The sequence below is a fragment of the Pseudomonas sp. MS01C9 genome, from assembly GCF_058202755.1.
This window is the reverse complement of sequence record NZ_CM177073.1, coordinates 2,087,117-2,112,585: the sequence shown is the minus strand read 5'-3', so window position 1 is coordinate 2,112,585 and position 25,469 is coordinate 2,087,117. Positions and strand designations below refer to the sequence as shown.

Below are 25,469 nucleotides of genomic sequence, written 5' to 3'. Positions count from 1 at the left end.
CACCCTGATTCACTTCACCTTACTCAGCCGCCAACGGCCAAGCAGGTGCAGCCAAAACCCCATAGCAAAAAAGGAGAGGCGCCATGCGCTCTGTCATTTTGCGTCGCGGGCTGGTCGCTCTGTTTGCTGCGGCTGTGTCCTTCGGCGCCATCACCCAGGCCCAAGCCGAGACCCTGCGGATCGGTTATCAGAAGTACGGCACGCTGGTGCTGCTCAAGGCCAAGGGCTCGCTGGAAAAACGTCTCGCCGCCCAAGGCGTGGACGTGCAGTGGACCGAGTTTCCCGGTGGCCCGCAGTTGCTCGAAGGCCTGAACGTCGGCTCCATCGATTTCGGTGTCACGGGGGAAACCCCACCGGTGTTCGCCCAGGCGGCGGGTGCCGATCTGCTCTATGTCGCCTATGAACCGCCAGCGCCCGGCAGCGAGGCGATCCTGGTGCCCAAGGGCTCGCCCATCCAGTCGGTGCAGGACCTCAAGGGCAAGAAGGTCGCCCTGAACAAGGGCTCCAACGTGCATTACCTGCTGGTGCGCGCGCTGGAGGACGCTGGCCTCAAGTATTCCGACATCCAGACCGTGTTCCTGCCCCCGGCTGACGCCCGCGCGGCGTTCGAACGTGGCAGTGTCGATGCCTGGGTGATCTGGGACCCTTACCAGGCCGCCGCCGAACAACAGTTGCAGGCCCGGACCCTGCGTGACGGCAAGGGCATTGTCGACAATCATCAGTTCTATCTCGCCACCCGACCCTATGCGCAAAAGCATCCCCAGGTCATCACGACCCTGGTGGAAGAAGTGCGCGCCGTGGGCGAATGGTCCAGGACCAATCCTGAGGACGTGACACGACAGGTATCGCCACTGCTTGGCCTGCCCGCCGACATCACCCTGACGTCGGTGAAGCGCCAGGGCTACGGAGCGCTGTTCCTCACACCGCAAGTGATCGCGGCGCAACAGAAGATCGCCGACAGCTTCTATCAGCTCAAGTTGATACCCAAGCCGCTGAGCATCAAGGACGTGATCTGGACGCCACCGGCGGCCGTTGCGAACGCGCAGTAAATTCGACCCCCAGGGAGACCACTCCATGAGCCTCAATATTTTCTGGTTCCTGCCTACCCACGGCGACGGCCATTACCTTGGCACCGCCGAAGGCGCTCGCGCCGTCGATCACGGTTACCTGCAGCAGATTGCCCAGGCGGCGGATCGGCTGGGGTTCGGTGGGGTGCTGATCCCCACCGGGCGCTCCTGCGAAGATTCCTGGTTGGTGGCCGCTTCGCTGATTCCCGTGACCCAGCGCCTGAAATTCCTCGTGGCGCTGCGCCCAGGGATCATTTCCCCGACGGTGGCGGCGCGTCAGGCCGCGACCCTGGATCGCTTGTCTGGGGGGAGGGCGCTGTTCAACCTGGTAACCGGGGGCGACCCGGACGAACTGGCCGGCGACGGCCTGTTCCTGGACCACGAGGCACGCTACCAGGCGTCGGTGGAGTTCACCCGTATCTGGCGCCGCGTGCTGGAAGGCGAGACGGTGGACTACGACGGCGAGCACATCAGCGTGAAGGGTGCCAAGCTGCTTTATCCGCCGATCCAGCAACCACGCCCGCCGCTGTATTTCGGCGGCTCCTCGGAAGCCGCCCAGGACCTGGCCGCCGAGCAGGTGGACATGGTGCTGACGTGGGGCGAGCCGCCAGCGGCCGTGGCGGAAAAGATCGAACAGGTCCGGGTCAAGGCGGCCAGGCTCGGGCGCACGGTGCGCTTCGGCATTCGCCTGCATGTGATCGTGCGAGAAACCAATGCCGAAGCCTGGCAGGCGGCCGACCGATTGATCTCCCATCTGGACGACGACACCATCGCCCGTGCCCAGGCCTCCCTGGCGCGCTTCGATTCGGTGGGCCAGCAACGCATGGCTGCGCTGCACGGTGGACGGCGCGACAAATTGGAGGTCAGCCCGAATCTATGGGCCGGTGTCGGCCTGGTTCGGGGCGGAGCCGGGACGGCACTGGTGGGCGATGGCCCGACCGTCGCTGCGCGGGTCAAGGAATACGCCGAGTTGGGGATCGACACCTTTATCTTCTCCGGCTACCCGCATCTGGAAGAGTCCTACCGCGTGGCGGAGTTGCTTTTCCCTCATCTGGATGTGGAGCGTGCGCCGTTGCCGCAGAGCCAGGGGTACGTAAGCCCGTTCGGTGAGATGGTCGCCAACGATATCCTGCCTAAAGCCGCTTCCCAGAGTTGAGGCGGCCATGAAGAAACTTATCCACAACCTGGCGCCGTGGGCGGTGCCGCTGTTGTTGCTGGTGGTGTGGCAGCTGTCGGTATCGGCGGGCTGGTTATCCACGCGGATCCTGCCGGCCCCGGTGGCAGTGATCGAAGCCGGAGCGCAGTTGGTGCGCAGCGGCGAAATCTGGACTCACCTGGCAATCAGTGGCTGGCGAGCGGCGCTGGGTTTCCTGATCGGTGGCGGCATCGGCCTGGCCCTGGGTTTCATCACCGGCCTGTCGAAATGGGGCGAGCGCCTGCTGGACAGCTCGGTGCAGATGCTGCGAAACGTGCCCCACCTGGCGTTGATTCCCCTGGTGATCCTGTGGTTCGGCATCGATGAGTCGGCGAAGATTTTCCTGGTGGCGCTGGGCACGCTATTTCCGATCTACCTCAATACTTACCACGGGATCCGCAACGTCGATCCGGCGTTGGTGGAGATGTCCCGCAGCTACGGGGTGTCCGGGTTCAGCCTGTTTCGGCAGGTGATCCTGCCGGGTGCATTGCCCTCTATCCTGGTGGGCGTGCGCTTCGCGCTGGGCTTCATGTGGCTGACACTGATCGTGGCGGAAACCATTTCCGCCAACGCCGGCATCGGTTACCTGGCCATGAATGCCCGGGAGTTCCTGCAAACCGATGTGGTGGTGCTGGCGATCCTTTTGTACGCCGTGCTCGGCAAGCTGGCCGACCTGGCGGCTCGTGGGCTTGAACGGGTCTGGTTGCGCTGGCATCCGGCCTATCAGGCACGCAGCGCAGGTGCCGCATGAGCGCTCAACAACCTCCACGCCTGTTGCGCGGCATTCCTCTGGTCGTGCGCCAATTGCAGAAGACCTTCGGTTCGCGACAGGTACTGCAAGACCTCGACCTGCACATCCCGGCCGGGCAGTTCGTGGCGGTAGTGGGGCGCAGCGGTTGCGGAAAAAGCACCTTGCTGCGCCTGCTGGCCGGCCTCGATCAGCCTTCGGACGGTCAGTTGCTGGCCGGTTCGGCGCCGTTGAGCGCGGCGCAACAGGACACGCGCCTGATGTTCCAGGAGGCGCGATTGCTGCCCTGGAAAAGAGTCATCGACAACGTCGGCCTGGGCTTGAAAGGCCACTGGCGAGCCCAGGCGCTACAGGCCTTGGAAGCCGTCGGCCTGGCCGACCGGGCGCAGGAGTGGCCGGCGGCGCTGTCCGGCGGGCAGAAACAACGGGTGGCCTTGGCCCGGGCGCTGATTCATCAACCGCGCCTGTTACTGCTCGACGAACCCCTGGGAGCGCTCGATGCCCTGACCCGCATCGAGATGCAACAACTGATCGAGCGTCTGTGGCAGCAACATGGTTTCACCGTGTTGCTGGTTACCCATGACGTCAGCGAAGCCGTGGCCGTCGCCGACCGGGTGATCCTGATAGAAGACGGTCGAATTGGCCTCGACCTGCCCGTCGACCTGCCACGACCACGGGCTCGCGGCTCCCATCGTCTGGCAGCCCTGGAAGCCCAGGTGCTCAATCGTGTGCTGTCCTTGCCCGGCCAACCGCCGGAACCCGAACCCGTTTCACCCTTGCCCACGCAATTGCGTTGGGCTCAATAGCCTCATCCAGAAGGAATCGACACTATGACTATCAAAGCCATCAACGTACGTAACCAGTTCAAAGGCGTCATCAAGGAAATCGTGGAGGGCGACGTACTGTCGGAAATCGACGTACAGACCGCTTCCGGCATCGTCACGTCGGTGATCACTACGCGCTCGGTGAGGGAGTTGGAGCTGGCCATCGGCAGCGAAGTGATCGCCTTCGTCAAATCCACCGAGGTGTCTATCGCCAAGTTGTGAGCGATGCCTTGCCCGCAGCCCCGGACGGCGAGAGCCCTTCGGGGCTTTTCAGTTATTGGACGTGCTGAGTCACTGCGCACACTTTGGCTTGACGCTTGAGCAGGCGACCGATGCCGTGGATGAAGTGATCAACTGGGAAGCTGAGCTCGGCGAGCACTCCGCAAGCCTTTTGAGAAGTGTCGAGTTGGCGTTGGCCGCCGCCATAGGGGCCCATCGCATGAAGAGCTGATCGGCACATCAGGCGACTTCACGCTTGGGCAAATAGGGTGGCAGGTACAATCCCAGGTACGCATCGAACACCCGCATGCCTTCCTCGGCCATGCGAGGGGTGATCTGGCCGTGCAACTGCACCGAGCGGGCATAGACGCGGTCGCCCAATTCCATGGCGAGGGCGAATACGTCGACATCACCAGGCAGCGCCGGCAGTTCGAAGTGGCGGGCGAAGAGTTTGTGCATCAGGTCGCTCAGTTCCAGGTCGTGCTGGCGGTCGGCCTGGGTGACTTCGGTCAGCCCGTGCTGGGCCAGGATCAATTGGCGAGCGGCGGCATCCTGGCTATAGATCGTCAACATGCGCTGCTCCACCAGTCGTGACAATTCGCGCCAATGATTCAGCGAACCGTGATCGATCGGCGCTAGCAGGCAGGCGCGGAAGGCGGCATGGACGTCCGCGGTCAATGCTTCGAGCAGGGCCGGAACGCTGGCAAAGAAGTGATACACGGAAGAGGGCGGAATGCCCGCGCGCTCGGCGACGCTGTAGATCGAAAGGCTGGCCACGCCTTCGGCCGCCAGCAGCGTGCGGGCGGCATCGAGGATCGAATCGATCCGGGCCTGGCTGCGTGCGCGGGGTTTGCGAGGGGTGGCAATGCGCGTCATGGGACTCTCCTGCGGGGCTGCCGGGCATTGTACGAGCAGGGATTTGTATTGTCTGCCAGGCCGTCATCGCGAGCAGGCCCGCTCCCACATGGATCTTCGTCGGGCTCAAGAATGGGGGGCGTTCAAATATCCTGTGGGAGCGAGCCTGCTCGCGATAGGCATAAAAAAACGCCGCAGCCTCGAAGGCCTGCGGCGTTGTTCGTTGCAGCAACCGCTTAGACGGTATGCAGGTACCAGTTGTACTCGAGGTCGGAGATGGAATGTTCGAACTCTTCCAGCTCACTCTCCTTGCAGGCCACGAAGATATCGATGTATTTCGGGTCGATGTACTTGGCCATGACTTCGCTGTCGTCCAGTTCCCGCAGGGCATCGCGCAGGTTGTTCGGCAGGCTCTGTTCGTTCTGCTCGTAACTGTTGCCTTCCACCGGCGCACCGGGCTCGATCTTGTTGACCAGGCCGTGGTGCACTCCCGCCAGCACGGAGGCCATCAGCAGGTACGGGTTGGCATCGGCGCCGGCGACGCGGTGTTCCAGGCGCACGGCATCGGCCGAACCGGTGGGGACGCGCAGGGCCACGGTGCGGTTGTCCAGGCCCCAGGTCGGCGAGTTCGGCACGTAGAACTGTGCGCCGAAACGGCGATAGGAGTTGACGTTGGGGCAGAGGAAAGCCATCTGCGCGGGCAGGGTCTCGAGCACACCGCCGATCGCGTGACGCAGCGCGGCGTTCTGCTCGGGATCCTCGCTGGCAAAGATATTCTTGCCATCTTTGTCCAGGATCGAGATGTGAACATGCAGGCCGTTGCCTGCCTGGCCCGGATAGGGCTTGGCCATGAAGGTGGTGTCCATTTCATGGTCGTAGGCGATGTTCTTGATCAGGCGCTTGAGCAGGACGGCGTAGTCGCAGGCCTTCATCGGGTCGGCCACGTGGTGCAGGTTCACTTCGAACTGCGCCGGGGCACTTTCCTTGACGATGGCGTCGGCGGGAATGCCTTGCTCCTTGGCACCTTCCAGGATGTCCTGGAGGCAGTCGACGTATTCGTCGAGGTCGTCGATCAGGTAGACCTGGGTCGAATGCGGGCGTTTGCCGGAAATGGGCGAGCGGGGCGGCTGTGGACGGCCATTCACGTTCTCCTGGTCGATCAGGTAGAACTCCAGCTCGAACGCTGCGCAGATGGTCAGGCCCAGTTCATCGAACTTGGTCACGACCTGGCGCAGGACTTCGCGAGGGTCGGCGAAGAAAGGCTCGCCTTCGAGCTCGTGCATGGTCATCAGCAGCTGCGCGGTAGGGCGCTTCTGCCAGGGTTCGTTGGAGAGGGTGCCAGGGATTGGATAGCAGATGCGGTCGGCATCGCCGATGTCCAGGCCCAGGCCGGTGCTTTCCACCGTCGAACCATTGATATCCAGGGCAAACAGGGAGGCCGGCAGGTTGATGCCTTTCTCGTAAACCTTGTGGAGGCTGGTGCGTTCGATGCGCTTGCCGCGCACCACACCATTCATATCCGCAATCAGAAGGTCAACGTACAGAACCTCAGGATGTTCCTTAAGGAACGCGTTCGCTTCGTTAAGCTGAACGGCACGCGGGGGTACCGACATGATGCAACACCTTTGTTGTTAAAAATATCAATCATTGATCTCTTTGAAACCCAGTCAACCCGAACGGCATGCCGAAGTCAAGCAGGGCCTTTTTTGCCCTAAAAAAGCACTTGAGGGGCTTTTTTGGAGCAGTTTGGGGCGTTTTTTCCCCTTCAAGGGGCTTGGCGCCCGCAGGCTTGAGCGGGCCGTGTTGTATTTTTTACGGGGGTGTTGTGTAAAAAAATGAACAAGGCTAAGCTCGATTCAAACCCATAACAGCAATAATACCGGGGTGCTTCATGTCTCGCCTGCCGTACCAACGGCGTCACCACCTGTCCCAGCAGATCGGTTGGCATGCTCGTCGCATCAGTGGCGAGGCGTGTCCCCAGGCCATGACGACGGCCACCGAGCGCCTGCCCATGTCGACTTCATCCCTGGTGCGTCAGCCGTCATCTTCGTCCAATATTCTGGACGCTCTGGACGAAACTCTCTTTAGCAGCTCTCCTTTCAATGTAGAACCTTTTCCCGGGCATTTGTCGGGCAGGGGCAACACAACGCGACGCCGATGCGTCAAACAACCCCTGGCTAGCCTTGGCAGCCAGGAAAATCACGCCTAGAGGCATTTATGAGTAACAACCTCGACCAGCTCACCGATTGGTTGAAAGACCATAAGATCACAGAAGTCGAATGCATGATTGGCGACCTGACCGGTATCACCCGGGGCAAGATTTCGCCGACCAACAAGTTCATTGCCGAAAAAGGCATGCGCCTGCCCGAGAGCGTTCTGCTCCAGACCGTTACGGGCGACTATGTCGAAGACGACATCTATTACGAACTGCTGGATCCGGCCGACATCGACATGGTGTGCCGTCCGGACGAAAACGCTGTATTCCTGGTGCCCTGGGCCATCGAGCCCACCGCCCAGGTGATCCACGACGCCTATGACAAGCAGGGCAACCCCATCGAGCTGTCGCCGCGCAACGTGCTGAAAAAGGTGCTCAAGCTCTACGCCGACAAGGGATGGCAGCCCATCGTCGCACCGGAAATGGAGTTCTACCTGACCAAGCGCAGCGACGACCCGGACTTCCCGTTGCAGCCGCCCATCGGTCGCTCAGGCCGCCCGGAAACCGGTCGCCAGTCTTTCTCCATTGAAGCGGCCAACGAATTCGACCCACTGTTCGAAGATGTCTACGACTGGTGCGAGTTGCAGGAGCTGGACCTCGACACCCTGATCCATGAGGACGGCACGGCGCAGATGGAAATCAATTTCCGTCATGGCGATGCCTTGTCCCTGGCCGACCAGATCCTGGTGTTCAAGCGCACCATGCGTGAAGCCGCGCTCAAGCACGATGTGGCCGCGACCTTCATGGCCAAGCCCATGACCGGCGAACCGGGCAGTGCGATGCACCTGCACCAGAGCATCATCGACAAGGAAACCGGCAAGAACGTCTTCTCCAATGAAGACGGGACGATGAGCGAGCTGTTCCTGCACCACATCGGCGGGCTGCAGAAGCTGATCCCCGAGCTGTTGCCGCTGTTCGCGCCCAACGTCAACTCGTTCCGCCGCTTCCTGCCGGATACCTCGGCGCCGGTGAACGTCGAATGGGGCGAGGAGAACCGTACCGTCGGCCTGCGGGTGCCGGATGCCGGGCCGCAGAACCGTCGGGTGGAAAACCGCCTGCCGGGTGCCGACGCCAACCCGTACCTGGCCATCGCCGCCAGCCTGCTGTGTGGCTTCATCGGCATGGTCGAAGGCCTCAAGCCGAGCGCACCGGTGGTGGGCCGTGGTTATGAGCGCCGCAACCTGCGCCTGCCGCTGACCATCGAGGACGCCCTCGAGCGCATGGAAAACAGCACCACCATCGAGAAGTACCTGGGTAAGAAATTCATCACAGGCTACGTCGCGGTCAAGCGGGCCGAGCATGAAAACTTCAAGCGCGTCATCAGTTCGTGGGAGCGGGAATTCCTGCTCTTTGCCGTCTGATGCGCCGGGCGGGGCGGTCCAGGCCGCTTCGCCCCAACCGATACAAGGAGAATTCGCATGACCCGCAACAATCCGCAGACCCTCCAATGGCAAGCCTTGAGCAGCGAGCACCACCTGGCACCATTCAGCGACTTCAAGCAGCTCAAGCAGAAAGGGCCGCGCATCATCACCCGTGCCAAGGGCGTCTACCTTTGGGACAGCGAAGGCAACAAGATCCTCGACGGCATGGCCGGCCTCTGGTGCGTGGCGGTCGGCTACGGCCGTGATGAGCTGGCCGAAGCCGCCAGCCAGCAGATGCGTGAGTTGCCGTACTACAACCTGTTTTTCCAGACGGCCCATCCGCCGGCGCTGGAGCTGTCCAAGGCCATCGCCGACGTCGCCCCGCCCGGCATGAGCCATGTGTTCTTCACCGGTTCCGGCTCGGAAGGCAACGACACCATGTTGCGCATGGTCCGCCACTACTGGGCGATCAAGGGCCAGCCGAACAAGAAGGTCATCATCAGTCGCAAGAACGGCTATCACGGCTCGACCGTGGCCGGCGCGAGCCTGGGTGGCATGACCTATATGCATGAGCAGGGCGACCTGCCGATCCCGGGCATCACCCATATCGCCCAGCCATACTGGTTCGGCGAAGGCGGCGACATGAGCCCCGAAGAGTTCGGTGTGTGGGCAGCCAACCAGCTGGAAGAGAAGATCCTGGAGATTGGCGTCGACAATGTCGGTGCATTCATTGCCGAGCCGATCCAGGGCGCGGGCGGGGTGATCGTGCCGCCGGACACCTACTGGCCGCGCATGAAGGAAATCCTCGCCAAGTACGACATCCTGTTCGTGGCCGACGAAGTGATCTGTGGCTTCGGCCGCACCGGTGAGTGGTTCGGTACCGATCATTACGGGTTGAAACCCCACATGATGACCATCGCCAAGGGTCTGACCTCCGGATACATCCCCATGGGCGGCCTGATCGTACGCGACGACGTGGTCGCGGTGCTCAACGAGGGCGGCGACTTCAACCACGGGTTCACCTATTCCGGTCACCCGGTGGCTGCGGCAGTGGCCCTGGAAAACATCCGCATCCTGCGCGAAGAGAAGATCGTCGAGCGTGTCAACGACGAAACGGCACCTTATTTGCAGAAGCGCTTGCGGGAACTGAACGATCATCCGCTGGTGGGTGAAGTGCGTGGCGTCGGTTTGCTGGGGGCGATCGAACTGGTCCGGGACAAGGCCACGCGCCAGCGTTATGAAGGCAAGGGTGCGGGCATGATCTGCCGGCAGTTCTGCTTCGATAACGGCCTGATCATGCGCGCGGTGGGAGACACCATGATCATTGCGCCGCCACTGGTGATCAGCAAGGCCGAGATCGATGAATTGGTGACCAAGGCACGACACTGCCTGGACCTGACCCTCGGTGTGTTGCAAGGCTAGGGTTTGTACGAAAAGGCGCCGAGCGGCGATCAGGCAAGGCGAAAACACGCGAGCAAGCGCAGTTGACGGGTCGTCATTGAGCATTGCGAGCCTGTTTTCAACGCAGCATGGTCGTTGCGCAAGCACTTATCGTACAGGGCCTAAGTGCTAGGCTCTGAGGGAGGCGCCTTGAAGGGCCTCCCCCGGTTTGAAAAGGCTGGGTTTGTGTTGAAAGCCTGCCCTGTAACTTGCCAGACTACCGCCTGTTCAAGTTGCCCGCGAGCCGGCTACTGAACTGTGGCTTAAAAGAATAACTGGAGCATCATCCATGAAGGCATTAGGTATGAAGATAGCTGGCAAGACCCTCCTCGCCATGTCTCTGATGGGCGCGATGGCGGGTGCCGTCCAGGCGGACGACAAAGTGCTGCACGTCTATAACTGGTCCGACTACATCGCCCCGGACACGATCGCCAAGTTCGAGAAAGAGTCGGGGATCAAGGTGGTCTACGACGTATTCGACAGCAATGAAACCCTGGAAGCCAAGCTGCTGGCCGGCAAGTCCGGCTATGACATCGTGGTGCCGTCGAACAACTTCCTGGCCAAGCAGATCAAGGCGGGCGTCTATCAGCCGCTGGACAAGTCCAAGTTGCCGAACTGGAAGAATCTCGACACCGACCTGCTCAAGGCGGTGGGTGATGCCAGCGACAAGGGCAACCAGTACGCTTTCCCTTACATGTGGGGCACTATCGGCATCGGCTACAACCCCGAGAAGGTCAAGGCGGCACTGGGTATCGACAAGATCGATTCCTGGGATGTCCTGCTCAAGCCGGAAAATATCGCCAAGCTCAAGAGTTGCGGGGTGAGCTTCCTCGATTCGCCGACCGAGATGATCCCGGTGGCCTTGCACTACCTGGGCTACCCGACCGACACCCAGGACAAGAAACAACTGGCTGAAGCCGAGGCGCTGTTCCTCAAGATCCGTCCTTCGATCGGTTACTTCCACTCGTCCAAGTACATCTCCGACCTGGCCAACGGCAACATCTGCGTGGCCGTGGGTTACTCGGGCGATATCGAGCAGTCCAAGTCCCGTGCCGCCGAAGCGGGTGGCAAGGTCAAGGTGGCCTACAGCATTCCCAAGGAAGGCGCCGGTTCGTTCTACGACATGGTCGCCATTCCCAAGGACGCCGAAAACGTCGAGGCCGCCTACAAGTACATGGACTTCCTGATGAAGCCGGAAATCATGGCCGAGATCACCGACAACGTCCGTTTCCCGAACGGCAACAAGGCCGCGACGCCGTTGGTGGACAAGGAAATCTCCGGTGATCCGAACATCTATCCGTCGGATGAAGTGAAAGCCCATCTGTATGCGATCAGCGACTTGCCGCCAGCCACCCAGCGGATCCTGACCCGCAGCTGGACCAAGATCAAATCCGGTAAATAAGCCGGCCTGAGGCACCCTCCTGTTGTCGCCGTCCTCGCGACGCCCGGCAACAGGAGCAATTAAATAACTAAAAGTTTTGCTGGATCGGTTTATCGAGGGTAAGTTGCGCGCCGGTTTTGTTGCAGGGCCTATCGCGGCCGGTAACGGGGGGCAACTTGGGCCCAACTATTTAGAGGACCTCCACGTGCCAGTCTTTTCTTTGTTACGCAACGCCTTGCTGGTCGGTGCCGGCCTGACACTCGCGGTCAGTGTCCAGGCGGCTTCCACCGTGCATATTTATAACTGGTCGGACTACATCGGCGAATCCACCCTGGCGGATTTCGAAAAAACCACCGGGATCAAGCCGGTGTACGACGTGTTCGATTCCAACGAAACCCTGGAAGGCAAGTTGCTTGCCGGCCGTACCGGCTATGACGTGGTCGTGCCGTCCAACCACTTCCTGGGCAAGCAGATCAAGGCCGGGGCGTTCCAGAAGCTCGACAAGGCACAACTGCCCAACTACGCCAACCTCGACCCGTCGCTGCTCAAGCGCCTGGAGCGCAACGACCCGGGCAACCAGTACGCCGTCCCCTACCTGTGGGGCACCAACGGCATCGGCTACAACGTCGAGAAGATCAAGGCTGTGCTGGGCGTCGAGAAGATCGATTCCTGGGCCGTGCTGTTCGAGCCGGAGAACATCAAGAAACTGTCCAGTTGTGGCGTCTCGTTCCTCGACTCCGGTGACGAGATGATTCCGGCGATGCTGAACTACCTGGGCCTGGACCCCAACAGCGAAAACCCGGAAGACTACAAGAAGGCCGAGGCCCAGCTCCTCAAGATCCGGCCCTACGTGACCTACTTCAATTCCTCCAAGTACATCTCCGATCTGGCCAACGGCGAGATCTGCGTGGCAGCCGGTTTCTCCGGGGACATTTTCCAGGCTCGCGAACGTGCCAGCGAAGCCGGCAAGGGCGTCGAAATCGCCTATGTGATCCCCAAGGAAGGCGGCAACCTCTGGTTCGATATGCTGGCGATCCCGCGTGACGCCACCAATGTCAAGCAGGCCCATGCATTCATCAATTTCCTGCTCCAGCCCGAGGTGATCGCCAAGGTCAGCGATTACGTCGGTTATGCCAACCCCAACCCCAAGGCTGGCGAACTGATGGACCAGCAAGTGCGTACCGACGAGGCGGTCTACCCACCGCAGGCAGTCGTCGACAAGCTCTACGTCAACTCCGAGTTGCCGCCCAAGATCCAACGACTCATGACCCGCAGCTGGACTAAGGTCAAGTCGGGTAAATAGCGTCAAACGCTCTAACTTAAAGGTTCGCCCGTGAGGGGCGAACTGCAAATTCTGTGGGAGTTTCGTAAATGGCAGTTGCCTCCGGCGCCTATAAGAAAGCCCTCGAGGGCGACCAGACACCCAAGCAGGTGCTGGTCAAGATCGACCGGGTCACGAAGAAGTTCGACGAGACGATTGCCGTGGACGATGTGTCCCTGGAAATCAAGAAAGGCGAGATCTTCGCCTTGCTCGGCGGCTCGGGATCGGGCAAATCCACCTTGCTGCGCATGCTCGCAGGATTCGAGCGGCCCACGGAAGGGCGCATTTTCCTCGATGGTGTGGATATCACCGACATGCCGCCCTACGAGCGGCCGATCAACATGATGTTCCAGTCCTATGCGCTGTTTCCCCACATGACCGTGGCGCAGAATATTGCGTTTGGCCTGCAGCAGGACAGGATTCCCAAGGCGGAGATCGAAGCCCGCGTGGCGGAAATGCTCAAGCTGGTGCAGATGAGCCAGTACGCCAAGCGCAAGCCCCATCAGCTTTCCGGTGGCCAGCGCCAGCGCGTGGCCCTGGCCCGTTCCCTGGCCAAGCGGCCCAAGCTGCTGTTGCTCGACGAACCGATGGGGGCCCTGGACAAGAAGCTGCGTTCGCAGATGCAGCTCGAGCTCGTGGAAATCATCGAGCGGGTCGGCGTGACTTGCGTCATGGTGACCCACGACCAGGAAGAGGCCATGACCATGGCCGAACGGATCGCGATCATGCACCTGGGCTGGATCGCCCAGATCGGCAGCCCGATCGACATCTACGAGACCCCGACCAGCCGGCTGGTCTGCGAGTTCATCGGCAACGTCAACATCTTCGAGACCGAAGTGGTGGATGACGCCGAGGGACATGCGGTGCTGACCTGCAAGGATCTGGACCGCAACATCTACGTGGGCCACGGCATCAGCACCTCGGTGCAGGACAAGTCCGTGACCTACGCCATCCGCCCGGAAAAGCTGCTGGTGACCGCCGAACAGCCGACCTGCGAGCACAACTGGTCCAGCGGCAAGGTCCATGACATCGCCTACCTGGGTGGCCATTCGGTGTTCTACGTCGAGTTGCCGAGCGGCAAGCTGGTGCAGTCCTTCGTGGCGAACGCCGAGCGCCGTGGCCAGCGGCCGACCTGGGGCGACCAGGTGTTCGTCTGGTGGGAGGATGACAGCGGCGTGGTGCTTCGCTCATGAACATGCGCAAACTCAAGCGTCGACTCGCCCGAATAACGCCCGGTGGCCGGCAACTGGTCATCGGGGTGCCCTTCATCTGGCTGTTCCTGTTCTTCATGCTGCCGTTCTTCATCGTCCTGAAGATCAGTTTCGCTGAAGCCGACGTGGCGATTCCGCCTTACACCGAGATCTACAGCTACGTCGACCAGAAGCTGCAGATACTGCTCAACCTGGCCAACTACGCGATGCTCAGCGAGGACGAGCTGTATATCGCCGCGTACCTGGGCTCGCTGAAGATGGCCCTGATCAGTACGGTCCTGTGCCTGCTGATCGGTTATCCGATGGCCTATGGCATCGCCAACGCCCGCAAAGAGACGCAGACGGTGCTGGTGCTGCTGATCATGATGCCGACCTGGACCGCGATCCTGATCCGCGTCTACGCGTGGATGGGCATCCTCAGCAACAACGGCCTGCTCAACGGCTTCCTGATGAGCATGGGCTTGATCAGCGAACCCCTGCAGATCCTCAACACCAACCTGGCGGTGTACATCGGTGTCGTCTATTCGTACCTGCCGTTCATGATCCTGCCGTTGTACGCCAACCTGGTCAAACATGACCCCAGCCTGCTGGAGGCCGCCTCCGACCTGGGATCGAGTACCTTCAACAGCTTCTGGAAGATCACCGTGCCGCTGTCCAAGAACGGCATCATCGCCGGCTGCATGCTGGTGTTCATCCCGGTGGTGGGGGAATTCGTGATCCCGGAACTGCTGGGCGGCCCCGAGACCCTGATGATCGGCAAAGTGCTGTGGCAGGAATTCTTCAACAACCGTGACTGGCCGGTGGCATCCGCCCTGGCGGTGGTGATGCTGGCGATCCTGATCGTGCCCATCATCCTGTTCAACCGCAGTCAGGCCAAGGAAATGGAGGGCAAGGAATGAAGCGCTTTCGTTTTTCGAGCCTGATGCTGGTGCTGGGATTGCTGTTCATCTACGCGCCGATGGTGATCCTGGTGATCTTCTCGTTCAACGCCTCGAAGCTGGTGACGGTGTGGGGCGGCTGGTCGATCAAATGGTATGTCGGCCTGCTGGACAACACCCAGTTGATGGGGTCGGTGCTGCGCTCCCTGGAAATCGCCTGCTATACGGCGGTCGCCGCGGTGGCCCTGGGCACGCTGGCCGCCTTCGTGTTGACCCGCATCACCCGGTTCAAGGGGCGTACGCTGTTCGGTGGCCTGGTCACCGCGCCGCTGGTGATGCCGGAAGTGATCACCGGCCTGTCCTTGCTACTGCTGTTCGTGGCCATGGCCCAGATGATCGGCTGGCCCCAGGAGCGTGGCATCGTCACGATCTGGATCGCCCACACGACCTTCTGTGCGGCCTATGTGGCGGTGGTGGTCTCCTCGCGCTTGCGTGAGCTGGATCTTTCCATCGAGGAGGCTGCCATGGACCTTGGCGCGCGGCCCTGGAAGGTGTTCATCCTGATCACCATCCCGATGATCGCGCCATCGCTGGCGGCGGGGGGCATGATGTCGTTCGCGCTGTCCCTGGATGACCTGGTGCTGGCGAGCTTCGTGTCGGGTCCAGGTTCCACGACCTTGCCCATGGAGGTGTTCTCGGCGGTGCGTCTGGGTGTGAAGCCGGAGATCAACGCCGTGGCGAGCCTGATCCTGCTGGCGGTGTCGCTGGTGACGTTCCTGGTCTGGTACTTCAGCCGCCGGGCCGAGGAAAACCGCCGGCGGGCCATCCAGCAAGCCATCGAGGAAAGCGCCGCCGACTCCTGGAAACAGCCGCAGGTACGCCGGCCCGAGGCCGCACCGGTCTAACCGGACGCCGCGTCACCGTGGGAGCGGGCTTGCCCGCGAAAGTGGTGTGACAGTCGACGAAAAGGTTGAATGTCAGTCCGCTATCGCGAGCAAGCTCGCTCCGATGTTTTCTGGGATCGCCTACAAGTCCGCAGCCGAGCGCAGATCCCATTGTGGGGGCGAGCTTGCTCGCGAGCGAAGGTGTCAGTTATCGCCGCTCATTTCTTCAGCGCGTCATGGGCCTCCAGCGCCCGCAGAGAGTAAATGTAGGCCGCGCCGGCATTCAGCGATACCGCGGTTGCCAGGGTGGCGGCAATTTCCTCGCGGGTGGCGCCGGCCTTGATGGCGGCGTCGGTGTGCACGCCGATGCAGCCGTCGCAGCGAGTCGTGATCGCCACCGCGATGGAAATCAGCTCCCGGGTCTTGGCATCGAGCACATTGTTTTCGGCCGAGGCTTCATCCAGGGCCATGTAGGCCTTGACCATTTTCGGGTTGCTCTTGCCCAGGGCACCGAAGGCACTCTTGATGGTGGGCAGCAGTTCGGACCAGTTGTTGAACATTGCATTGACTCCATGGGGGCGGGAAAACCTTGTGTAGTCTTGACCAATAATCACGATCGGGCCCGCTGGCACCGAAAAAAGACGACGCCTCGCCCGTTCAGCGTGCCGTGCCGGCCGGTAGCAGCTTGAGGGTGTCCCGGGTATTGGCCAGCACTTCTTCTTCGGCCAGGTGCGCCTGGTGATACAGCCCCTCGATGTAGGCCTCGGCCTGGTCCGCGTAATACTTGTCGAACGGCACGCCACTCTGGCCGACGGGGTTGATGGTGACGCTGTGGGCCGGGTCGGCGAAATCGATGATGCGTCGCGTGGAAGGTCCGTAGGTCACAGGCCAGGGAGCCGGGCCTATCTTGGCCGAGAGATTGTTGGGCACTTCATGGGTGCCGGGGGCGGCGAACGGGCCGATGTTGAAGATCCGGTCCAGGGGCTTTTGCAGGCCCAGCGGATGCCCGTGGGTCAGGGTATGGGCCTTGCCCCAGCGCCACTGCGTGGCATCGTCGCCCAGGGTGGCCTTCAGGTGCGCCAGGCTCTTGCCCCAGGCTATTTTCACCACGTCGGCACGGGTCTCCGTACCCAGGGTGGTGCGGTCGTCCCACCATGGCGAATCCTTTGTCGCGGCCAGGCGAGGCAGTGCGGCGTCAATGACCCGGGTCGAGAGCGCGGTTTCGAAGAAACTGTCTCCCAGCTCGTCGTGCAGCGCGGCGTCGGCCAGGTTGAACAGGAACTGGTTGAACAGCGTGGCGCTGATGGAGTCCAGCGGGTAATCGCCTTGCCATTGGGCCAGCTGCTCCACCCATTTGCGTTCCTGCGGGTCGCTGATCACGTCTCGCAGCACTGGCAGCAAGGGTGCCAGCAGGCGCGGGCCATAGGCGGTCGTCGTGCCCAGTTGCAGCTTACGGGTGGTTTCGATGTCCCACTTGGCCTGTTTGTCGCCCAGCTGCAGGTTGAGCTGCTGGCCGCGGTCGGCGAGGTTGTAGTAGCCCGGGATCTCGATGCCGCTGGGGGATACCGGCTGGAAATTCGCCGAGACGATATAGCCTCGGGCAGGATTTTCTTCTTGCGGGTTGTCACTGAACGGGTAGAAACCGTCCTTCTCCGCCTCCGGGCTGCTGCCATCGAGCATGAAGCCAGGTTTCGCGCCCGCCGACCTCTTGGGCAACTGTGCCGCGGCCCACCAGCCGATGTCTCCCTGGGCGCTGGCCCAGACGATATTCAGCCCGGGGGCATGAATCCTGGACGATGCGTCTCGTGCCTTGGCCAATGTATCGGCGCGGTTGAGCCGGTAGAACGCCTCGAGGATGGGGTTGCGGCTTTCCAGGAACCCCCACCACATGGCAATCGGCGTCTTGCCGGCATTGGCGCCAAGGGCGTCGTTGACGATCGGGCCATGGGGCGACTGGCGCAACACCAGCGTCACCGGGGCCTGGCCCTTGACCGCGATCTGCTGTTCGCTGCGGGTCATGTCCACCCATCCGTCGCGGTACCAGACCTGTTCCGGGTTGTCCGGGTTGGTCTTCTCGGCGACCAGGTCCAGGTCATCGTTCTGGAACATGGTCACGCTCCAGCCGAAATCCTGGTTCATGCCCAGCGTGGCGAACGGCATCAGGGCCTGGTAATGCCCGTAGAGTTCGAAGCCCGGTGCCGAAAGGTGCGCTTCGTACCATACCGACGGTGCCGAAAAGCGGATGTGCGGATCGCCCGCCAGCAAAGGCTTGCCGCTTTGGGTACGGCTGCCCGAGACCGCCCAGGCGTTGCTGCCTTCGAACTGCGGCAGGCCGTTCTCGGCCATGGCCTGCTCGGTCAGGCGCGCCAGGGCGTTGAGGTCTTTCCAGTCACCGTCGGCCAGTGGCAGGCCGGGCTGGCGACGTTCCTCCAGGGCGCCCTTGGGCTGCCAGTCGAGGTCGAAAATGTCCAGGTACCGGGCACCGAGCTGGTCGCGCACGTAGGTCAGCAAGGGTTCGGTGCGAAAGGCGGCGGCAAAGCTGTAGGCCATGTAGCCGGTGATGCTCACGGTGTCTTCGGCGGTGAAAGGGCGCTTGGGGATGCCCAGCACATCGAACTCCACCGGTCGGGTATGGGTGTCCTGGTAGTGGTTGATCCCGTCCAGGTAGGCCTGCATGGCGACCCAGGCGGGGGATTGCGGATCCTGTTCCGTCACGTAAGTGGCGGCGCGCTCGCGGATGCGCAGGCTGCGCATCAGTTTATCGGTGTCGAGCAATTTCGGTCCCAGTACCTCGGCGAGTTCACCCCGGGCGAGGCGGCGCATGATTTCCATCTGGAACAGCCGGTCCTGGGCATGGACATAACCGAGGGCGCGGTAGAGATCGGTTTCGTTGCCGGCACGAATGTGTGGTACGCCGCGTTCGTCGTAGCGTACGGTGACCGAGCCTTGCAGCCCCTGCAACTGCACCACGCCCTGGCGGGTCGGTTGCTTGCTGTAGAGGTAGCCACCGGCAACGATGATGGCGGTGACCACCAGTGACAGGAGTGCGATGAGACTGCGTTTCATGGTGCTTCCTTATGCCGTTGACAGCGGTTCCATGACCGCGCTGTTCATTCCCTGTTTAACATGGCGCCGCGTGCCTGCGCATCGTCCCTCGGAGGGATTTACCGACTGGTGGCCGATGCCTCCTGGCCCCATGGGCAATAACAGCCCACTGCCAGGGTATGGGTCGCGTTGACCGCCCGGCCGACGCTCAATGCCTCGAGGATCGGTTCGATGAAGCTGTTGCTCGAATTGCAGGTCAGGCCTTCGCTGTAGGGGCCGAAATAGGCCAGCGCACCGTTGCGGTCCCAGATCGCCACCGCCGGGCTGGCGGGAATCTGGCCCGAGCCCGGCAAGGCCGCAAGGGGTTTGAGGCTGCCCAGCGTGGCCGGCAGTTGGCCTTGGGTCGCGGTCTTTTGTACCGCGTAGAACTCGACGCCTTGCGATGCATATCTATCGATCAGTTCGGCGAGGTGTTGCTGGTTGCCGACGTTGCAGGGGCAAGCCGGATCCCAGAAGTGCACCAGGCGGATCGGGCCAGGACCGGCAAGGTCGGCGGGCAAGCGCAAGGGGTCGCCGGAAAACACCGCGGTGTGTTGGCTGAAAGCCCGCAGGTAACGGCCCTGGAACCAGTCGTAGGCGAACCACAATACGGCGGCGCACCCGAGGGCAAGCAGGCTGGCAAGCAAGGTCGTGCGGTGGGACGGGCGCATGGAGTCGATCCTCTGGAGCCGCGTAGCTTGCCACGCCTGCCGCGACAGATGAATATCGCAGACCATAAAGTCCGTTTTCGCTTTCGCCTGGGAATATCAATGCCTGCCACTTTCGACCCCGATAACCTGCGTGCCAGCCTGCAATCCATGGCCCAGTGGCAGCCACTGTCGGAACAGGCCCGGGCCTACCAGCGTTTCTATGGGCTGGACTTTCCCCAGCGCGAGGTGCGCAAAGGGCTGGGGCGTTTCCGGATCGATGGGTATGAGTTGGTCGGGCAGGTCTGGTGGCCGGAGAAAGCCGTGGCGACCTTGTTCGTGTTCCATGGTTACTACGATCACATGGGGCTGTACCGGCACTTGATCGAATGGGCGTTGGCGCAGGGATTCGCGGTGATTGCCTGTGACCTGCCGGGCCACGGACTGTCCAGCGGAGAGCGCGCCAGCATCGGCGATTTCGCCGAATACCAGGCTACGCTGCAAGGGCTGCTGGCCGAGGCCGCGACCCTGGGCCTGCCGCAACCCTGGCACCTGTGCGGACAGAGCACCGGCGGTGCCATCGTGGTGGATCATGTGCTCAACCAGGGCGCGGACAGTCCGGCCCAGGGCCAGGTGATCCTGCTGTCGCCCCTGGTGCGGCCGCGGGCCTGGGGGTGGTCGCGCCTGAGCTACTACTTGCTCAAGCCTTTCGTGACCGGCATCGCCCGACGCTTCAGCGAAAATTCCACCGATCCTGATTTCCTGCCCTTCCTGCAAGCCGACCCCTTGCAGCCGTTACGCCTGCCGACCGCATGGGTCGGAGCGTTGGCACAATGGATCAAACGCATCGAGGCGGCGCCGAACAGCCCGCGCCGGCCTCTGATCGTGCAGGGCCAGGCGGACATGACGGTGGATTGGAAACATAACCTGCAGGTGTTGTGCAGCAAGTTCGATCGACCGCAGGTGATGATGTTGCCCGAGGGACGCCATCACCTGGCGAACGAGTCCCTGGCGTTGCGGCAGGAGATGTTCGGGTTCCTGAACAAGCGGATGAGCCGGAATCGGCGGTGACCAGGCGATAGCGCCAGTCAACGCATCGCGAAGCTACTGCCCGAGATTCTGCCCTACGGCCAAGCCTGCCCGGACCGCCGCCAAAGCCGCCTGGTAATAGGCCTGGCCCTCGGCCGACTCGGCGAAAGTGGCGAATTCTTCCAGTTCGGTATCCGACAGGTCACGGTAGACATACAGCAGCGTGTTGTTCAGGTCCGCGCCGATCTGCTCCATGAGCCGCTGGCGCTGGCCGTTCAGCATGCCCTGGGCCTGGCCGGCGCCCAGCAGGCCGGGAATCATCGAGCTCAGGCTGTCGGCCGCCACGCCGGCGATCGCCAGGCTGACTTCGGCACCGGCCTCACGGGCGGGCAGGGCCTGGGCCAGGTGGCCGATGATCAGCAGGCGGTTGTCGCTGGCCTGCATCTTGGGCAGGCCCTTGGCGTTCTTTGCCAACTGGTCGCGACGGGTGGCCAGCAGCTCGGCGGCCACCACCTTGCGGCCCAGGGGTGACTGGAAGAAGTCCAGGGCCGGGACGGGGTCGTTGAGATGCTTGCGCAGTTGCGCTTCGGCCCGCTGGTCCATGGCCTGGGGAGCGAAGCGTTGATTGCTGTTGTTGACCAGCGCCTGGAATACCGCTGGCGGCAAGCTGCTTTGATAGCGCTGCTGCGCGGCATTCAAGGCATCGTTGAAATGCGCCCGCTGTTCCGGCCAGCCGGCGACCTTGTACAACTGGTCGTAGCTGTCTGCCCAGGCGGGCAAAACGCAGAACATCAACAGTGAGAAAAGCAAACGGCGCATAGGGACTCCTGTCAGCAGCCGACTATTCTCCGTGGGGTGCGGGAACTTGTCGAGAATTCGTATCAAGTTCGTACGGCGGTGCCATCTGCAAACCGCCCCGCAAACCCGCTGCGTGGCGCTGTCGGTTTTACGTGGGCAGGCATACTATGCGCGCCATGCAGATACCTTTTGATCACCCCTCGCTGTTACGTATCGTCGACGACCTGGCCGAGCGTGGCTGGTCGCAGCAGAACGTCTTCCTGCCGGACGCGCTGACCCGTGCCCTGGCGGCGGAATGCCGGCAGCGCGCCATTGAAGGCGAACTGGCACCAGCCGCGGTCGGGCGCGGGCCGTCTTCGCAGATCCAGGAAGGTATCCGGGGGGATCGCATCCAATGGATCGAGCCCGGCCAGGCCGAGGCCTGCGATCGTTACCTGGAATGGATGGACAGCCTGCGCGAAGCCCTGAACCGTGGCTTGTTCCTGGGGCTTGAAGACTTCGAAAGCCATTTCGCCCTGTACCCACCCGGTGCGTTCTACCTCAAGCACGTCGACCGATTCCGCGACGATGATCGGCGCACGGTGTCGGCGGTGCTCTATCTCAATGACGCCTGGCTGCCGGACCAGGGGGGGCAGTTGCGCATGTACCTGGATGACGGCGTCGAACATGACGTAGTGCCCGCCGGTGGTTGCCTGGTGGTGTTCCTGTCGGGGAACGTTCCCCATGAAGTCCTGCCGGCCACCCGGGATCGCCTGTCCTTGACCGGCTGGTTCCGACGCCGCGGCAACGAGCTGTTCTGACATGCACAGGATTCTCGTCAGCCGTTGCCTGCTCGGACACCGCGTGCGCTATGACGGCGGCGCCAGCGGGCCGTTCGATCAGCTCCAGCAGTGGCTGGATGAAGGCCGTGTCGTGCCGCTGTGTCCGGAAGTCGCCGGCGGCTTGCCGACGCCCCGGGCGGCGGCGGAGATTCCCGGCGGCCAGGGAGAGCAGGTTCTCGACGGGCAGGCAGTGGTGATCACCACGGAAGGTGAAGACGTGAGTGCGCAATTCCTGTCTGGTGCGTACCAGGCGCTGGAGCGGGTGCGGGAACATGGCATCCGCATCGCCGTGCTCAAGGCCAACAGCCCATCGTGTGGTAACCGGCTGACCTATGACGGGACGTTCAGCGGTGTGAAGGTCACGGGTGAAGGCGTGACGGCGGCATTGCTCAAGCGCCATGGGGTGCAGGTTTTCAGTGAGCTGCAATTGCCTGAAGCGGCCTTGGCGCTCGAGGCATTGGTCGACGACTGACCACAGCGCTGCTTTTGGTGGTGAGCGGATGCCTGGGCTCTGCGAGTCTAGGGACGAAGGCCAGGCGAGGCGAAACCGACGAGGAACGGCCGGGGTCGCCCTCCACTTGAAGTAACGAACATTCCGATCGGGCTCGCGCACGAGCCGGTTTCCAACGCAGCATGAACGAATATCAAGGCTTTTCAGACAGAGCCTAGAGCTCCTCGGCCAGTTGTTCGATCTGTTCCTGGCGTTCGGCCTGGCTCAACCGGGGTCGTGGATTGAGCGATGACCAGTGCGGATAGGCACGAGCCTTGGCCAGGGCTTCGGGCAGCTTGCCTTCGCGCCAGCCTTTGTCCTGGGGCGTGTCGATGCGGATGCTGTCCAGCGCCGCATGGCCGCGTTGGTTGAGGGCCAGCAGCAGTTGCCTCTGGCGCAGGGCCAACAGGCGTAGCACGTTGTCGTCCACCGTCAGTTCCCGCTGACCCTTGAGCTTGCCCATCAATCGGTTGCCGTAGCTGCGGGCGGTTTGCAGGGCGCCTCCGGCGATGGCCCCGGCCAGGGCGGCGGCGCCCAGGGTCAGGCCGCCCACCAGCAAATCCACACCGGCACCGGCCGCCGCCCCCGCGGCGATCCCGCCTCCGACCCGTACGCCCAATTGCTTGAGGGTTTCGGGGTTGAACAGATCATCGCCCCAGCGCCCGTCGAGCAGCGGCAGGTCGCCGGCGGCGGCATTCTGCGGGCGGAAGGCGTAGAGTGCGAGCAGGGCTTCGACACAGCGCTGTTCACGTTGACGCACCGCGTTGCGCAATTCGCTGATGGCCTGGTGTTCCAGCTCGGCGTCGCTGGCCACGCTGCGCCGGCACGCCGCGCAATCGATCAGCAACTCGGCGATCAAGCGCGCGGCGCTCCGCTGGCGGGCCAGGCGTTGAGCCTGCTGGTCGGCGATCAAGCGTTCCAACTGACCACGAGCACTTTCCAGCAACAGGGCAAGACTCTCGTACAGGCGGCGCTCGCCGTCCTCGGGCGGGGCGACGCTGTCGAAGCGTACCAGGGCATGCAGCCCCAGCCGCGCCAGTGCTTCGCGCCAGTCGGGTTCGCGATGCTGGGCACTGCTGACGAAGTTCAGTACCGGCAGCAGGGGCTTGCCGCAACTGGCGAGGACCGCCAGTTCATCGCGATACTTGGCCAGCACCGGCTCCCGGGCATCGATCACGTAGAGCCCGGCATCGCTGGCGAGCAGCTGCCGCAGTACTTTGGCCTCCTGTTCGAACCGCTGGCGCGCCTCGCTGGCGTCCAGGAAGCGCGCCAGCCGCGCCGGTCCGTCCAGGCGCTCGCCGGGGCGCTCCAGTCGTTCGAGGTAATCGAGCAGGGCGATGGCATCCTCCAGGCCCGGTGTGTCGTACAGTTCCAGGAGGGCTTCGCCGTCCACCGACAGGCGCGCACCTTCGACGTGCCGGGTCGTGCTGGGACGGTGGGACACCTCGCCGAAGCCGACGTCCCGGGTCAGGGTACGCAGCAGGGACGTCTTGCCGACATTGGTGTGGCCGACCACGGCCAGCTTCAATGGCTTCATAGGCTCAGTCATGGCCGGTCTCCAGCCAGTTGAGGGGGATGCAGTCGGCGAACGGCAATTGCAGTTGTCGCAGCGCGTCGCGCCAATCGCCCAGGCGCTGAGCATCCAGCGCTTCACCGGGTGGTGCCTGCATCAGCCAGACGCGGGTGGCGCTGGCGCTGCGGGCCAGTTCGGCGATCAAGGCCAGGCTGCCGCGATCCGGCGAGCGCCGTGGGTCGCAGGCAATCGCCAGGCGTGCCGGGGGAAAGCGCGACAGTTGTTCGAGGAGCTTGTGCCGCGATTCACGGCTGTCGAGGATACCGGCGTTCTTCACCGTGTCCGGCAGCTTCGGTGGCCATGGGCGGTCGTCCAGTTCGATTGCCACCAGCAAGGCGCCATCGCTTTCCGGGGCGCCGGACGTCCCCTCGATGCGATGCAACTGCGCGGGCGCGGCATCATTGACCCCCAGGCGTTCGCTGCTGGGCATGAGTCGTTCGCGCAGTTGGGCATAGCCCGGCAGGTTCAGGTCCAGGCGCAGCGTGCTGCGGCCACGCCGCCAGCGCCACAGGCACAGCAGCGCCAGGCATAGGCGCGGCATCACGCCATAGACCAGGGTCACGCCCACCAGCCAGGCGGCCCAGGCCTGGCGAGCGCTTTCGAGGTTCAGGGCGCCATCGCCGCTGGCGCGAATCATCGCTTCGGCCGGCACATCGAACCCCACCATGGCAGGCAGGGCGCCAAGGGCCTGGGTCAGGACGACGAAGGTTTCGGCGCCAAGCAGGGTGGTTTCCCATACGAAGCCATAGCGTCGGGTCGCCATGAGCATCAAGACGACAACCAGCGCGCTGACCATCGCCAGCAGCCACAAGCCGTTGACCAGGACACCGAGGGCCCAGCGGTTGAGCCGCTGGCGTTGCAGCAACAGCAGCAGGGCTGGCGCCAGTTGGGCGGCCTTGGCGTCGCGGGCGAGTTTTTCACTGAGCCACAGCCACAGGCGTCCCAGCGCGGCGCCTTGTTCCCCGGCGAACAGCAAGCCCAGGGCCCAGCCGACGAGCAGGATCAAATTCAGTCCCAGCAGGCTGCCCAGGGCCCAGAACACATTGACGGGCATGCGGCCATCGCCAAGGGCGGCAAAACCCAGGCCCGCGCCGCTGATGACGGCGACTGTCGCCAGCACGATCAGGGCCAGGCGGGCGCCTTGCAGCCAATGGCGCAAGGCTTCGGTGAGGCCGTCGCGTGCGGCCAGGCGGTGGGCGCGGTGGTGGATACGGGTCGATAGATCGCCACCCGCCGCACGGGCCAGGCGATTGGCTTCCTGGTCTTCGAGCGGGCCGGCGTGCTCCTCACGCAGGCGTACCGTCTCGGTCAACCAGATTTTCTGCAGTTCAGTCAGGGGCTCAGACACGGGCACTTCCGTCGTAAATGAGGGATGAGCATAACTGCTGTGGCGCCTGTCGGGGTACGTCGAGCCTCTGGTATCCTCGC

At 62.8% G+C, this 25,469-nt stretch carries 23 protein-coding genes; 15 read left to right on the top strand and 8 right to left on the bottom strand.

Going from position 1 to position 25,469, the window contains the following annotated elements; translation table 11 throughout:
- Window positions 1–83 precede the first annotated feature (83 nt).
- From AC1M7R_RS09790 to AC1M7R_RS09770, 5 genes are read left to right on the top strand one after another with little or no spacing between them, the layout of a single operon-like run.
- Complete coding sequence (locus AC1M7R_RS09790) at window positions 84–1,049, top strand: sulfonate ABC transporter substrate-binding protein (protein ID WP_490610383.1); 966 nt, start codon at window positions 84–86, stop codon at window positions 1,047–1,049.
- Between the two features lie 25 nt (window positions 1,050–1,074).
- Window positions 1,075–2,223 carry an FMNH2-dependent alkanesulfonate monooxygenase gene (gene ssuD / locus AC1M7R_RS09785; protein ID WP_072458556.1) on the top strand — a complete coding sequence of 383 codons (1,149 nt, stop codon included), beginning with the start codon at window positions 1,075–1,077 and terminating at the stop codon, window positions 2,221–2,223.
- A 7-nt stretch (window positions 2,224–2,230) separates the two neighbouring features.
- Complete coding sequence (gene ssuC / locus AC1M7R_RS09780) at window positions 2,231–3,013, top strand: aliphatic sulfonate ABC transporter permease SsuC (protein ID WP_072390390.1); 783 nt, start codon at window positions 2,231–2,233, stop codon at window positions 3,011–3,013.
- Window positions 3,010–3,816, top strand: coding sequence for an aliphatic sulfonates ABC transporter ATP-binding protein (ssuB, locus tag AC1M7R_RS09775; protein WP_072390388.1), 807 nt, complete (start codon window positions 3,010–3,012; stop codon window positions 3,814–3,816). Before ssuC ends, ssuB begins: the two co-directional genes overlap by 4 nt.
- A gap of 24 nt (window positions 3,817–3,840) precedes the next feature.
- Window positions 3,841–4,056, top strand: coding sequence for a TOBE domain-containing protein (locus AC1M7R_RS09770; RefSeq protein ID WP_072390386.1), 216 nt, complete (start codon window positions 3,841–3,843; stop codon window positions 4,054–4,056).
- Between the two features lie 237 nt (window positions 4,057–4,293).
- On the opposite strand, the gene AC1M7R_RS09765 is transcribed toward AC1M7R_RS09770, so the two are convergent.
- Window positions 4,294–4,929 (bottom strand): TetR/AcrR family transcriptional regulator, encoded by a 636-nt coding sequence (locus tag AC1M7R_RS09765; RefSeq protein ID WP_490610382.1) that lies wholly within the window; start codon window positions 4,927–4,929, stop codon window positions 4,294–4,296.
- Window positions 4,930–5,144: 215 nt separating this feature from the next.
- Window positions 5,145–6,521 (bottom strand): glutamine synthetase family protein, encoded by a 1,377-nt coding sequence (locus tag AC1M7R_RS09760; protein WP_072390381.1) that lies wholly within the window; start codon window positions 6,519–6,521, stop codon window positions 5,145–5,147.
- 604 nt (window positions 6,522–7,125) lie between these two features.
- On the opposite strand from AC1M7R_RS09760, the gene AC1M7R_RS09755 reads away from it, so the two are divergent.
- From AC1M7R_RS09755 to AC1M7R_RS09725, 7 genes are all read left to right on the top strand, one after another.
- Window positions 7,126–8,484, top strand: a complete 1,359-nt coding sequence (locus tag AC1M7R_RS09755; RefSeq protein WP_072390379.1) for a glutamine synthetase family protein — start codon at window positions 7,126–7,128, stop codon at window positions 8,482–8,484.
- Between the two features lie 57 nt (window positions 8,485–8,541).
- Complete coding sequence (locus AC1M7R_RS09750; RefSeq protein WP_072390376.1) at window positions 8,542–9,906, top strand: aspartate aminotransferase family protein; 1,365 nt, start codon at window positions 8,542–8,544, stop codon at window positions 9,904–9,906.
- A 322-nt stretch (window positions 9,907–10,228) separates the two neighbouring features.
- A complete protein-coding gene (locus AC1M7R_RS09745; RefSeq protein ID WP_072390373.1) occupies window positions 10,229–11,326 on the top strand; it encodes a polyamine ABC transporter substrate-binding protein in 1,098 nt (365 codons plus the stop codon).
- A 184-nt stretch (window positions 11,327–11,510) separates the two neighbouring features.
- On the top strand, window positions 11,511–12,608 hold the full coding sequence (locus AC1M7R_RS09740) for a polyamine ABC transporter substrate-binding protein (protein ID WP_072390370.1): 1,098 nt from the start codon (window positions 11,511–11,513) through the stop codon (window positions 12,606–12,608).
- Window positions 12,609–12,676: 68 nt separating this feature from the next.
- Window positions 12,677–13,819: an ABC transporter ATP-binding protein gene (locus AC1M7R_RS09735; RefSeq protein WP_072390367.1), complete on the top strand. Its 1,143-nt coding sequence runs from the start codon at window positions 12,677–12,679 to the stop codon at window positions 13,817–13,819.
- Window positions 13,816–14,736, top strand: coding sequence for an ABC transporter permease subunit (locus tag AC1M7R_RS09730; protein WP_072390364.1), 921 nt, complete (start codon window positions 13,816–13,818; stop codon window positions 14,734–14,736). The genes AC1M7R_RS09735 and AC1M7R_RS09730 overlap by 4 nt, the downstream gene beginning before the upstream one ends.
- Complete coding sequence (locus AC1M7R_RS09725) at window positions 14,733–15,620, top strand: ABC transporter permease subunit (protein WP_072390360.1); 888 nt, start codon at window positions 14,733–14,735, stop codon at window positions 15,618–15,620. The genes AC1M7R_RS09730 and AC1M7R_RS09725 overlap by 4 nt, the downstream gene beginning before the upstream one ends.
- A gap of 197 nt (window positions 15,621–15,817) precedes the next feature.
- Here AC1M7R_RS09725 and AC1M7R_RS09720 read toward each other — a convergent pair whose 3' ends face one another.
- The 3 genes from AC1M7R_RS09720 to AC1M7R_RS09710 all read right to left on the bottom strand — a co-directional run bounded on the left by AC1M7R_RS09720 (window position 15,818) and on the right by AC1M7R_RS09710 (window position 19,354).
- Window positions 15,818–16,159: a carboxymuconolactone decarboxylase family protein gene (locus AC1M7R_RS09720; protein WP_072430913.1), complete on the bottom strand. Its 342-nt coding sequence runs from the start codon at window positions 16,157–16,159 to the stop codon at window positions 15,818–15,820.
- A gap of 97 nt (window positions 16,160–16,256) precedes the next feature.
- Window positions 16,257–18,665, bottom strand: a complete 2,409-nt coding sequence (locus tag AC1M7R_RS09715; protein ID WP_490610381.1) for a penicillin acylase family protein — start codon at window positions 18,663–18,665, stop codon at window positions 16,257–16,259.
- A 98-nt stretch (window positions 18,666–18,763) separates the two neighbouring features.
- Window positions 18,764–19,354 carry a DUF6436 domain-containing protein gene (locus AC1M7R_RS09710; RefSeq protein WP_072458559.1) on the bottom strand — a complete coding sequence of 197 codons (591 nt, stop codon included), beginning with the start codon at window positions 19,352–19,354 and terminating at the stop codon, window positions 18,764–18,766.
- A 99-nt stretch (window positions 19,355–19,453) separates the two neighbouring features.
- On the opposite strand from AC1M7R_RS09710, the gene bipL reads away from it, so the two are divergent.
- A complete protein-coding gene (gene bipL, locus AC1M7R_RS09705; protein ID WP_072390348.1) occupies window positions 19,454–20,401 on the top strand; it encodes a phospholipase BipL in 948 nt (315 codons plus the stop codon).
- Between the two features lie 33 nt (window positions 20,402–20,434).
- On the opposite strand, the gene AC1M7R_RS09700 is transcribed toward bipL, so the two are convergent.
- Window positions 20,435–21,178, bottom strand: a complete 744-nt coding sequence (locus AC1M7R_RS09700) for a DUF2059 domain-containing protein (RefSeq protein WP_072390346.1) — start codon at window positions 21,176–21,178, stop codon at window positions 20,435–20,437.
- A gap of 146 nt (window positions 21,179–21,324) precedes the next feature.
- On the opposite strand from AC1M7R_RS09700, the gene AC1M7R_RS09695 reads away from it, so the two are divergent.
- The gene (locus AC1M7R_RS09695; protein ID WP_072390344.1) at window positions 21,325–21,957 is read left to right on the top strand and encodes a 2OG-Fe(II) oxygenase; all 633 of its coding nucleotides are present in this window, start codon (window positions 21,325–21,327) and stop codon (window positions 21,955–21,957) included.
- Between the two features lies 1 nt (window position 21,958).
- Complete coding sequence (locus tag AC1M7R_RS09690) at window positions 21,959–22,450, top strand: 2-thiouracil desulfurase family protein (RefSeq protein WP_072390341.1); 492 nt, start codon at window positions 21,959–21,961, stop codon at window positions 22,448–22,450.
- Window positions 22,451–22,643: 193 nt separating this feature from the next.
- Here AC1M7R_RS09690 and AC1M7R_RS09685 read toward each other — a convergent pair whose 3' ends face one another.
- Together AC1M7R_RS09685 and AC1M7R_RS09680 are read right to left on the bottom strand one after the other, a co-directional pair.
- A complete protein-coding gene (locus AC1M7R_RS09685; protein WP_490610380.1) occupies window positions 22,644–24,017 on the bottom strand; it encodes a DUF3482 domain-containing protein in 1,374 nt (457 codons plus the stop codon).
- On the bottom strand, window positions 24,010–25,377 hold the full coding sequence (locus AC1M7R_RS09680; protein WP_072430982.1) for a DUF2868 domain-containing protein: 1,368 nt from the start codon (window positions 25,375–25,377) through the stop codon (window positions 24,010–24,012). The genes AC1M7R_RS09685 and AC1M7R_RS09680 overlap by 8 nt, the downstream gene beginning before the upstream one ends.
- Window positions 25,378–25,469: the final 92 nt, after the last annotated feature.

Coding starts and splice junctions, on each gene's coding strand:
- AC1M7R_RS09755 (WP_072390379.1), top strand. CDS start 7,126: ATGAGTAACAACCTCGACCAGCTCACCGATTGGTTGAAAGACCATAAG.
- AC1M7R_RS09790 (WP_490610383.1), top strand. CDS start 84: ATGCGCTCTGTCATTTTGCGTCGCGGGCTGGTCGCTCTGTTTGCTGCG.
- AC1M7R_RS09690 (WP_072390341.1), top strand. CDS start 21,959: ATGCACAGGATTCTCGTCAGCCGTTGCCTGCTCGGACACCGCGTGCGC.
- AC1M7R_RS09700 (WP_072390346.1), bottom strand. CDS start 21,178: ATGCGCCGTTTGCTTTTCTCACTGTTGATGTTCTGCGTTTTGCCCGCC.
- ssuD (WP_072458556.1), top strand. CDS start 1,075: ATGAGCCTCAATATTTTCTGGTTCCTGCCTACCCACGGCGACGGCCAT.
- AC1M7R_RS09710 (WP_072458559.1), bottom strand. CDS start 19,354: ATGCGCCCGTCCCACCGCACGACCTTGCTTGCCAGCCTGCTTGCCCTC.
- AC1M7R_RS09685 (WP_490610380.1), bottom strand. CDS start 24,017: ATGACTGAGCCTATGAAGCCATTGAAGCTGGCCGTGGTCGGCCACACC.
- AC1M7R_RS09760 (WP_072390381.1), bottom strand. CDS start 6,521: ATGTCGGTACCCCCGCGTGCCGTTCAGCTTAACGAAGCGAACGCGTTC.
- AC1M7R_RS09750 (WP_072390376.1), top strand. CDS start 8,542: ATGACCCGCAACAATCCGCAGACCCTCCAATGGCAAGCCTTGAGCAGC.
- AC1M7R_RS09695 (WP_072390344.1), top strand. CDS start 21,325: ATGCGCGCCATGCAGATACCTTTTGATCACCCCTCGCTGTTACGTATC.
- AC1M7R_RS09725 (WP_072390360.1), top strand. CDS start 14,733: ATGAAGCGCTTTCGTTTTTCGAGCCTGATGCTGGTGCTGGGATTGCTG.
- AC1M7R_RS09720 (WP_072430913.1), bottom strand. CDS start 16,159: ATGTTCAACAACTGGTCCGAACTGCTGCCCACCATCAAGAGTGCCTTC.
- AC1M7R_RS09765 (WP_490610382.1), bottom strand. CDS start 4,929: ATGACGCGCATTGCCACCCCTCGCAAACCCCGCGCACGCAGCCAGGCC.
- AC1M7R_RS09735 (WP_072390367.1), top strand. CDS start 12,677: ATGGCAGTTGCCTCCGGCGCCTATAAGAAAGCCCTCGAGGGCGACCAG.
- AC1M7R_RS09715 (WP_490610381.1), bottom strand. CDS start 18,665: ATGAAACGCAGTCTCATCGCACTCCTGTCACTGGTGGTCACCGCCATC.
- AC1M7R_RS09730 (WP_072390364.1), top strand. CDS start 13,816: ATGAACATGCGCAAACTCAAGCGTCGACTCGCCCGAATAACGCCCGGT.
- AC1M7R_RS09745 (WP_072390373.1), top strand. CDS start 10,229: ATGAAGATAGCTGGCAAGACCCTCCTCGCCATGTCTCTGATGGGCGCG.
- bipL (WP_072390348.1), top strand. CDS start 19,454: ATGCCTGCCACTTTCGACCCCGATAACCTGCGTGCCAGCCTGCAATCC.
- ssuC (WP_072390390.1), top strand. CDS start 2,231: ATGAAGAAACTTATCCACAACCTGGCGCCGTGGGCGGTGCCGCTGTTG.
- ssuB (WP_072390388.1), top strand. CDS start 3,010: ATGAGCGCTCAACAACCTCCACGCCTGTTGCGCGGCATTCCTCTGGTC.
- AC1M7R_RS09770 (WP_072390386.1), top strand. CDS start 3,841: ATGACTATCAAAGCCATCAACGTACGTAACCAGTTCAAAGGCGTCATC.